Origin of the sequence: Microbacterium esteraromaticum, assembly GCF_900163815.1 — a bacterium.
Taxonomy (GTDB): domain Bacteria; phylum Actinomycetota; class Actinomycetes; order Actinomycetales; family Microbacteriaceae; genus Microbacterium; species Microbacterium esteraromaticum_B.
On the sequence record NZ_FUKO01000010.1, the window covers coordinates 32,150 to 41,048 of the forward strand.

Below are 8,899 nucleotides of genomic sequence, written 5' to 3' on the forward strand. Positions count from 1 at the left end.
CGCCGAATCGGTAGGCTGAGGGGATGACCAAAGGCACTATCTGGACCATTCTCGGCGTCATCGTGGCGGTTGTCATCGCCTGGTGGCTGGTGAGCATTCTTTTCTCAGTGCTGTGGTTCATCGCGAAGCTCGCGATCGTCGTCGTCGTCGCCATCGCGGTGTTCGCCTTCATGCGCACGTTCTTCCGCGGCTCCGACGACTGACTCGGCTCACCCGCGCAGGAACTCCAGCGCTGCCATCCGGAAGTCCTTCGACCCGGGCGCATTGAAATGGTGCCGGCCGGGAATCTCGAAGAAGGTGCTCTGCGGGGCGGCGGATGCCAGGTGCCGCGAACCTTCGAGCACGGCATCCTCGGCGCCGGTCGCGAACAGCACCGGTTGCGGCGGAGCGCTCGCCGGGTCGGGGTCGATGAGCCCTGAATCGCGCAGCCCGCAGGCCAGGCCGAGCAGTGCCTCGAAGTCGTTCCCGGGCACGCGCTCGGTCAGGGCGATGTAGCTGCGCGTGCGCTCGTCGGTCACGGGGGTGCCATCGGCGATGTAGCGGCGCACCTGATCGATCTCCAGATGCTCGAGCGGGATGCCATCGGGTACGCCTCCGAGCACGGCCCGCGGGATGCGGTCGCCGAGGTCGCGGGCGACCTCCCAGCCGACACGTGCGCCGAGCGAGTATCCGACGTAGAACAGTTCGTCGATGAGAAAGGTGTCGAGGACGGTCTCAATATCGGATGCCAGATTCCGCACGGTATAGCCCGAGGCGTCATGCGGCTTCTCGCTCGCGCCATGCCCGCGCAGATCGATGCCGAGCACCCGGTAGCCCTCCTGCTCCAGCATCCGCGCCCACCCGGTGAGCACCCACGTGTCGCGCGTACTCGATGCGAAACCGTGCACCACCGCCACCGCGGGAGCATCGAGATCGCCCCACGAGTACGCGGCCAGGGCGACGCCTTCACCCACCTCGACATATTGCGGATGAGGCATGTTCGTCAGGTCTGCCAATGGGATAGCCACCCTTCCATCATCCACCCGCGCCGCTTCTGGCAGGCCGGGAATAAAGCGCGCTGTGCTCAGGAATCTAGCGAATCGATTCGATACACTCGTCCGTGGTGCCGTGACAGTCCTGGCGCCTCCCTCCAGCTCGCCCTCTTTCTTCGAGAACTTCTCATGGCAACAACTCTCATCACAGGGCGCCCCTGGCGCGTCATCCTCGCGTTCGCCGTGCCGCTGCCTATCGGCAACGTCGTGCAGCAGCTGTACCAGTTCGTCGACACGATCGTCGTCGGCCGGCAGCTCGGGGTGAACTCGCTCGCAGCAGTCGGTTCGACGGGCAGTCTGATCTTCCTCGTGATCGGCTTCGCGTGGGGGCTCTCCAGCGGTTTCGCGATCCCCACGGCGCAGGCCTTCGGAGCCGGGGATGCCAGGGGCGTGCGCCGCTCGGTGGCGACCGGAACGCTGCTCACCGCCTGCACCAGTCTGATCCTCACCGTCGCCGGGCCGCTGATGGCGCATCCGTTCCTGATGCTGCTGCAGACGCCGCCCGAGCTGCTGGGGGAGGCGACGGTCTTCACGCAGGTGACGTTCATCGGCGGCAGCACCATCATGTTCTTCAACTACCTCGCGGCGATCATCCGCGCGATCGGCGACTCGACCACTCCGCTGGTGTTCCTGTCGATCTCGTGCGCGTTGAATGTCGGCCTGGTCATTCTGATGGTCGGCCCCCTCGCGTTCGGGGTCGCCGGTGCGGCGCTGGCGACGGTCATTGCTCAGGCGGTGTCGGTGCTGCTGTGCCTGCTCTACGTCTGGCGCCGGCTGCCCGTGCTGCATGTACGCCGCGAAGACTGGAAGGTCGGCCGCGACGCCATCGTCGAGCACCTGCGTCTGGGGTTGCCGATGGGCTTTCAGGCTTCGATCATCGCGATCGGTGCGCTCACCGTGCAGGTCGCCCTGAACACCCTCGGCGCCGAAGCCGTCGCCGCATACACCGCAGCATCCCGCGTCGACAGTCTCGCGAACGCGTTCCTCGCGTCACTCGGCCTCGCAGCCTCGATGTACGCCGCGCAGAATCTGGGTGCCCGTCGCCCGGATCGCATTCGCCGCGGCACGAAGCAGGCGATCTGGATGGCTGTGATCACCTCGGCGATTCTCGGGGCGATCATGATCGCGTTCGGCGCATCGGTGGTGCGGCTGTTCGTCGGAGACGGCGCGGACGAGGTCGTCGAGCTCGCGCACCTCATGCTCATCATCAACGGCGTCAGCTACTCGCTGCTCGGGGTGCTGTTCGTGCTGCGCGGTGTGCTGCAAGGCATCGGCCGGGTGCTCGTGCCCACCGTCACCGGAGTGATCGAACTGTTCATGCGCGTCGGGGCGGCCGTTGTGCTGGGCTCGCTGATGGGATTCGGCGGCGTCGCCCTGAGTAATCCGCTCGCCTGGCTGGGAGCCGTGGCGCTCCTGATCCCGGCATACGTGCGTGCGCACCGTGACTTCGCGAAGATGACCGTCGACCCCGTCGAGACCACCCTCACGACACCGATGGCGATCATCGGCCCGACAGACGGCTCGATGGTGGTGGATGCTGTGTTCACCGCCCCCGTGCCGATCGTTCCGCCGCGGCTGACCCGGATGCGGATGCCCCGGCGCTCCCGCTGAGCGACTGTCGCTGCTGCGCGCGCCCCGAGCGCGCTCCACTGGCCTCGAGTGCGCTGCACTGGCCCCGAGTGCACGGGATGCCGCCGAGCGCACGGCTTGTTCGCGCGTGTATGCCGCGCACTCGGCGAGGGGCGAGGGGCGAGGGGCGAGGGGCGACTGCGAGTGTCGACTGCGAGTGTCGCGAATCATCCTTCAGGATGATGCCGAATCGTTCCCTCGGCTGAGGTGCGATGTCGGCGGCCGCGCGTAGCCTGGGTGTCAGACGCACGCGAGACGCGTGCGCGACGACGGGGGGTCGTGCGATGTCCACTATTTCAATGACAAAAGCGCTGATGTCGGTCTTTGTGCCGTTGGGGATCGCCGGGGCAGTGATCGCGATGATCTGCACGCTGGTCATCGTCTTCGCACTCGCACGCGGAGCAGCCGGACTCGCGGGCGGCGCGACCGGACTCTGGATCGTCGGCGCGCTGCTCAGCATGGCAGCATCCTTCGCCAGCCTGTGGACTCCGCTGTTCGTCTCGCTGGGTGCGCTCGGGGCTGCCCTGGTCGTCGGTGCGCTGCTGCGACTGCTCTCGGTCAGCGTTTTCAAGAGCGCGGAGCGCGCTCCGCGTGAGGAAAAGCGGCAGGAGCGCACGCTGGAAAAGACGCCCGAGCCGCAGGTTCTCTCCCCCCGCATCCAGACTCCTCGAGTGCTTACCCCGCTCGCGCAGTCGTCGCGTGCGACCACCGCTGTCGTTCGCTCGACCGTGACCGACGGCATCCGCATCGTTGCATAGCCTGACGCGGCCCCGTGGCGGCTGCCCAGGTCATCGAACGCTTCTCTGCGGGAACCGATTTCTCCAGAATCGCGCTCCGCGGACACTGCGCGAGCACGCACGGAACGAGCAGACTTGTCGATCCCGTACAAGAAACTCAGTGTCACGGCATCCGGGACTTGGTTTCGAACGCAAGAGTCGGCGTTCGCGTATGTGTTCGCCCCTACGCTCTCCGGAGGCAACGATGCCTCAACCCCTGGAGTTCTCAATGACGAGTGCAACAACCCACACGCATGGCCTTGGCATGCGCATCGCCGTCATCGTGCTCAGCGTCCTGCTGGCAGCGATGGTTTTCCTGTATTTCGCGACCACGAGCCAGATCGCCGCCGGTGCCGCTCAGCTCGCCGACGGCTCGACGAAGGCACACGACGGCTCGAGTGAGCTCGCAGCTGGTGCCAGCACCCTCGCCGGAGGCGCTTCGGAACTCTCCGACGGCACGCGCGATCTCGCAGCCGGTGCGCAAGACGCCTCTGCAGGTGCGGCGCAGGTCCGCGATGGTGCGACGTCAGCCGCGGCCGGAGCGCGGTCCGTCGCCGAGGGTGCCAGCAGTCTCAGTGCGGGTGCTGCCAGCGCGGCCTCCGGCGCGGGGGAGTTGGATGCCGGCGCACACAGCGCCTACGGCGGTGCGTCAAAGCTCGCGGATGGAGCCGCGTCAGCACGTACGGGTGCGTCAAAGCTCGCCGACGGTGCCGCGCAGGTGAACGCGGGCGCCAGCCAGCTTGAGTCGGGTGCAAGCAGTGCCCGCGACGGTGCGGCACAGGTGGCCGATGGGGCTGCCACAGTGTCGGCCGGCATCGGCGCCGCACACGACATCTCGGGCCAGGTATTGGCAGGGGCAGTGCAGCTCAATGACGCTCTTGCCGCAGGTGTGACCAATGAGGTGCGCGTCTTGGCAACGGCCGAGACGGCCGAAGCGCTCGCGGGATTGGCGCAGGCTGCACCCGCGAACTCGCAGCGGCTCGCCGATGCACTCGCCGGCCTCGCCGCCGCCGACCCGACGAACGAGACCCTGCAAGGCCTCGCGGCTCTGGCCGCGGGTGTCGATCAGCAGGTAGACGGCATGGCGGCCTCGACCGCCGCGGCCTCATCGCTGGCTCAGGGATTGGTGCGCGCCTCTGCCGGTGCGCAGCAGGTCGCGGGTGGCGCGAACGCGCTCGTGAACGGCGATCAGGCGAAGGGCTGGCCTGGCACCGTGGGGCTCACGGTCGGCGCGAAGGACCTGTCTGCTGGCGCGAATGAGCTTGCCGCAGGAACAGCAGCCCTCGCCGGAGGGGCCAGCCAGTTGGCGGGCGGCGCCAACCAGGTGGCCACCGGCGCCGGCGACCTGCGCGACGGCAACGCGCGACTGGCTGCAGGTGCCAATGACCTCACCGCCGGTTTGCAGTCGCTTTCTGCGGGAGCGAGCAGCCTCAACGCGGGTGCCAGCGCGCTGAGCGCCGGTGCGAGCGAGTTGAATGCAGGATCTGCAGAACTCGCCGTCGGTGCCGAGACGCTCAGCACCGGCGCATCCGATCTCAGCACGGGCGTCGACACGCTCGCGCAGGGTGCGACCGCAGTCGATGAGGGAACAGCGCAGCTCGCCGCCGGCGGCGGGGAGCTCTCCAGCGGCGCGACCTCACTGCAAGACGGCAACGGGCAGATCGCAGCCGGATCGACCGAGCTGGCTGCGGCGACAGCAGGGGCTGCACCTTCGACAATGCCGTGGGTCACTGGGATCGCGCTGGCCGGCCTCATCGCGATCGGCTTCTGGGTCGGTCACCGGGTGAGCCACCGCCGCCAGCTGGCCCTGGCCGCCTGATCCCCAACTGAACTCACTGTTCCGGGAACGGATGCAGGGAGTTTGAACGCCTGGCCAGAGATTCCCCGGCGTGTCGCCCTGCATCCGTACAAACTCCCTGCATCCGTCCGCTCCCCGCATCCGTCGCGAACCAGGTTCAGGACCGCCGCGGGGCCGTCACCGCATGGGCGAGTCCGATGGTCAGCCACCAGCCTCCGAGCCAGATCACCAAGAGGGTGAGCAGTCCGCCCGAGATGAGTCCCGCGACTGTGCCGATGAGCCCGATTGCCGCGAGCAGCCACCCGGCGGCTCGGATGCCGAGACCGATCAGCACCGCGAGAACAACGATCACCGCCAGGACCGGCCATGCCCACGCGCTGATATCGAAGGCGCCGCCCATTCCGACGCTGCCGAGCAGCAGGAGTGTCGGCGCGATCGTCATCGCGGCCCCGGTGATGCGCCACCCGGTGCCGAAGCCGGAACCGCGCAACCGCACCCACACGATCAGTGCAGTCCACGACAGCAGCACGGTCGGAAGGAAGAACCCGCCGAGCGAGAAGCCGCCGATCAGCGCCATCGCGGTGAGCACGACAGCACTGATCGTGATGGTTGCCGCCCGCGTCCGCCGGGGAACGACCAGCGGAACGGCAGCCACCAAGGCGGGCACGAGAGCGACCAGCGCCATTGCCAATCCCAGCCGCTCGACGATCGTCGTTGTCGCTGGCCCCTCTGGTGATACGGAGGAGTAACTCGGCATGATGAACGCGACCACCACGCCGGTGATCAGCGCCAGCGCGACGGCCGTGCCCTGCAGGACCCGCCACGCCCATTCCGCGCGCGCATCGTCTCGCCCGAATTCTTCGCGCGCCCGCGCCGCGATCTCCTCGGGAGTGCCGAGTGCCTGAACGGTCTCCTCGACAGAGCGCCCGGCGTCGTCAGCATCCGCGAAGTGGGCACGCAGGTCATCGAGAACGGTGGCGCGGTGCTCGGAGCGGATGCTGCGCAGCATCCGCTCTACGGCGCGCAGGTAGACGTCTTCAGCGGTCATGATGCTCCTCGAGGATGGTGTCGACCTCGGTGCTGAGCGTGCGCCAGACGGTTGCGAAGGTCGTCAGCTGCTCTCGCCCCAGCGGGGTGATCGTGTAGTACTTCCGCGGGCGACCGCTGCCGGATGCCACGGTGCGGGTGTCGACGAGACCGTTCTCGCGCATGCGCGCCAGCAGCGGGTAGAGGCTGCCTTCGCTGGCGATGAGGCCGCGTGACTGCAGCTCTCCGGCCAGCTCCAGCCCGTATCGCTCGTTCGCCGCGAGGATGGCCAGCACGCAGTACTCGAGCACCCCTTTACGCAGGTTCGTGGCGATGCGCTCAGCGCTCTCTGTCATGCCCCCAGCGTAACCTTGTGATGCAAGTATTGCAATGCAAGGTTCGCGGCGAACTGCGCCGCGGACTGGTCGCGACTACCGGGTCAGTCGCTGCGGCGCTCGCCGTAGCCCCAGCGCATCGACAGCGCCCCGGGGCCGAAGTTGCGTCTGACCGCGTGCACCGAGCGGGCGCCGTCGAGCTCGCGCCGCGTGACCACGACACCCTCGGGCGTCTCTTCGACCTCTTCGCACCAGTCCGGGACTGCTTCGGCGTCAAAACGCGTCCACACCAGCAGCTCCCGGGCCTGCAGAGCCACCCCGTAGCCGGCCTCATCCGTGATCGCGAAGCCATCCGGATAGCGCACCGACCATTCGATCAGCGTCGACTCGGGTGCTTCGATCGGCCGATCGAACTCGAAGAGGAACCCGTGCACCTCGTCGCTCGAGTGCGAGTAGGTCTTCGAGACGCGGCCACCTCCGATGGCCTCGAACTCGGGGGCGGGCATCGGCTCGCCCGGCGACATCTCGACGAACGGCGTCGCCGCGACCACGCCCGAGGTCGCCTGCACGAGCAGTCGAGTCGTGCGGCGCAGCACCTGCCGGTCGGGGCCGATATCGGTGACGGCGTGGATCATCAGTTCGCGGGTCGGATCCGGGTATGGCCCACCCATTGCAACGAATGTCTCGCGCACCCGATCCTCGAGCGTTTCGACCTCGAACGGGAAAGCGGTGGGCCCGAGTGGGCCGGTGCGCATGGTGGGACCGAGCCGCCCGAGAAGCGCACCCTGCGGCACGTCGAGGAGTTGCTCGATATCGGCGATGGCCGCCAGAGACTGCACACCTTCGGGCCGGCGGGCGCCTGAGCGCCAGTAGCTCAGCGTCGCCATCGAGACGGCGTTGCCGCGGTCGGCGAGGCGATCGTGCAGGCGGGCGAGGGTGATTCCGCGGGCTTGAATCGCCGCGCGCAGCGCCTCTGCGAACGACGCCGGCTCCGCCCCGCTCGAAATCGTGCCTTCCGTCACAGCAACCCCTCCGGTATGTGAAGACTGCTTCCCTAGATTGGCACATGAGCGTTCTGCATCCGTACTGGGGACGGATGCGAATGGCTTGCCTGGCAGGTGGCAGTGGACGGGCCCGTCCGCACACACTTTGCCGCCCGCGGCGTCCTCCTCCGACTCCGCGTGGAGGAGGTTCGGCGATGGCTGGGGAGCCGCCGAACCACCTCCACTCACCCCCGGCGTAGACTGGTGAGGTCGCCGATCCGAGGACTGTCATGCCCGCACCTTCCCGCCCGTTCACTGCGCGTCACGTGCAGTTGTGCCGTGCTGCGCTGGCGGCGGTCGCTGCCGTCATGATCACGTTCTCGCCGGATCACTCCGCTGTCGTCGGTCTTTCGGTCTTCGGGGGCTTCGCGATCGCGACCGCACTGGTGCTCGTGCTCGCTGCGGTGATCATCTACCCGAGCGGCAGGCGCTGGCCGGCCCTGATCATGAGCGGTTTCTCGTTCGTGCTCGGCATGACCGCCAGCATCCCGGCACTGCGTTCCGACGATCTGTTCTTCATCACGGTCATCAGCTGGGCGGCCGTGACCGGAGTGGTCGAGCTGATCGCCGGCATCCGGTTCAAGGGAACCGATGGCGCACGCGATGCGATCACCCTCGGCGCCGCGGGTCTGCTGCTCGCCGTTCTGCTGCTGGCCGTTCCGGCCGGATTCGCGCAGGAGTACACGGTCGAGCAGGGCGGCACGTTCTCACTCACCGGCATCATCCTGGGTGTCGGACTCTTCGGCGGCTATGCCGCAATCGTGGCGGTATTCCTCGGCATTGCGGGGCTCACCCCCGCTGCCAAGAAGAACGCTCAGACGGATGCTGGGGCCGACCGCCTGGCCGACCATGGAGGATACGCATGACCGACCAGAAGCCGACGCGACGCGAGATTCTGCGTCCGCTGCACCTCGTGGGAATCGCGCTGGTGTGCGGCATCTTCGGCATGGTGGTGACTCTCGTCTCCACCGGCGCCTTCACCACGCGCGTCAACCGCGCGATCGCACAGGGCACCTACGAGGGGCTCACCCCCGTTGCTCTCGGGCTCGTCGTCGGCGGGGCGAGTTTCATCATCACCCTGCTCGGACTCGCGATGCTCATGCTCGCCGTCGACCCGGCAGATGTCACCAAGCGCGTCGACCGTCCCGTCCTGTTCGATGCCGAAAGCCCCGCAGACGCCCCCGCGACGCCTGCTGCCGCTGCCAGCGATGCGGATGCTGCTGCTGATGCGGCTGCCCCCGATGCCGACCCCGGCGACCCC

General features: G+C 67.9%; 10 protein-coding genes. 6 read left to right on the plus strand and 4 right to left on the minus strand.

The features are described from left to right. The first annotated feature begins 23 nt into the window (after nt 1-23). The gene (locus FM104_RS02700; protein WP_087129923.1) at nt 24-203 is read left to right on the plus strand and encodes a hypothetical protein; all 180 of its coding nucleotides are present in this window, start codon (nt 24-26) and stop codon (nt 201-203) included. A gap of 6 nt (nt 204-209) precedes the next feature. Here the strand turns inward: FM104_RS02700 and FM104_RS02705 are convergent, their stop codons facing one another. Then, entirely contained in the window at nt 210-1,007 is a 798-nt protein-coding gene (locus FM104_RS02705) for an alpha/beta fold hydrolase (protein WP_087129924.1), read from the minus strand. 153 nt (nt 1,008-1,160) lie between these two features. Between FM104_RS02705 and FM104_RS02710 the strand changes: the two genes are divergently transcribed. From FM104_RS02710 to FM104_RS02720, 3 genes are all read left to right on the plus strand, one after another. Next, complete coding sequence (locus tag FM104_RS02710) at nt 1,161-2,642, plus strand: MATE family efflux transporter (RefSeq protein WP_087129925.1); 1,482 nt, start codon at nt 1,161-1,163, stop codon at nt 2,640-2,642. 317 nt (nt 2,643-2,959) lie between these two features. Continuing rightward, nucleotides 2,960-3,418, plus strand: coding sequence for a hypothetical protein (locus FM104_RS02715; RefSeq protein ID WP_143738233.1), 459 nt, complete (start codon nt 2,960-2,962; stop codon nt 3,416-3,418). A 247-nt stretch (nt 3,419-3,665) separates the two neighbouring features. Beyond that, nucleotides 3,666-5,255 carry a hypothetical protein gene (locus FM104_RS02720; RefSeq protein WP_179206644.1) on the plus strand — a complete coding sequence of 530 codons (1,590 nt, stop codon included), beginning with the start codon at nt 3,666-3,668 and terminating at the stop codon, nt 5,253-5,255. 136 nt (nt 5,256-5,391) lie between these two features. Here the strand turns inward: FM104_RS02720 and FM104_RS02725 are convergent, their stop codons facing one another. The 3 genes from FM104_RS02725 to FM104_RS02735 all read right to left on the minus strand — a co-directional run bounded on the left by FM104_RS02725 (nt 5,392) and on the right by FM104_RS02735 (nt 7,617). Beyond that, on the minus strand, nt 5,392-6,282 hold the full coding sequence (locus FM104_RS02725) for a DUF1700 domain-containing protein (RefSeq protein ID WP_087129928.1): 891 nt from the start codon (nt 6,280-6,282) through the stop codon (nt 5,392-5,394). After that, complete coding sequence (locus FM104_RS02730; RefSeq protein ID WP_087129929.1) at nt 6,272-6,616, minus strand: PadR family transcriptional regulator; 345 nt, start codon at nt 6,614-6,616, stop codon at nt 6,272-6,274. The genes FM104_RS02725 and FM104_RS02730 overlap by 11 nt, the downstream gene beginning before the upstream one ends. Before the next feature lie 83 nt (nt 6,617-6,699). Next, entirely contained in the window at nt 6,700-7,617 is a 918-nt protein-coding gene (locus FM104_RS02735) for a helix-turn-helix domain-containing protein (RefSeq protein ID WP_087129930.1), read from the minus strand. Between the two features lie 251 nt (nt 7,618-7,868). Here FM104_RS02735 and FM104_RS02740 point away from each other — a divergent pair, with 251 nt between their 5' ends. Together FM104_RS02740 and FM104_RS02745 are read left to right on the plus strand one after the other, a co-directional pair. Beyond that, complete coding sequence (locus tag FM104_RS02740; protein WP_087129931.1) at nt 7,869-8,504, plus strand: acyl-CoA synthetase; 636 nt, start codon at nt 7,869-7,871, stop codon at nt 8,502-8,504. Further along, nucleotides 8,501-8,899, plus strand: a 399-nt coding sequence (locus FM104_RS02745) for a hypothetical protein (RefSeq protein ID WP_256971485.1), incomplete at its 3' end; no start/stop codon positions are given. The genes FM104_RS02740 and FM104_RS02745, both read left to right, overlap by 4 nt.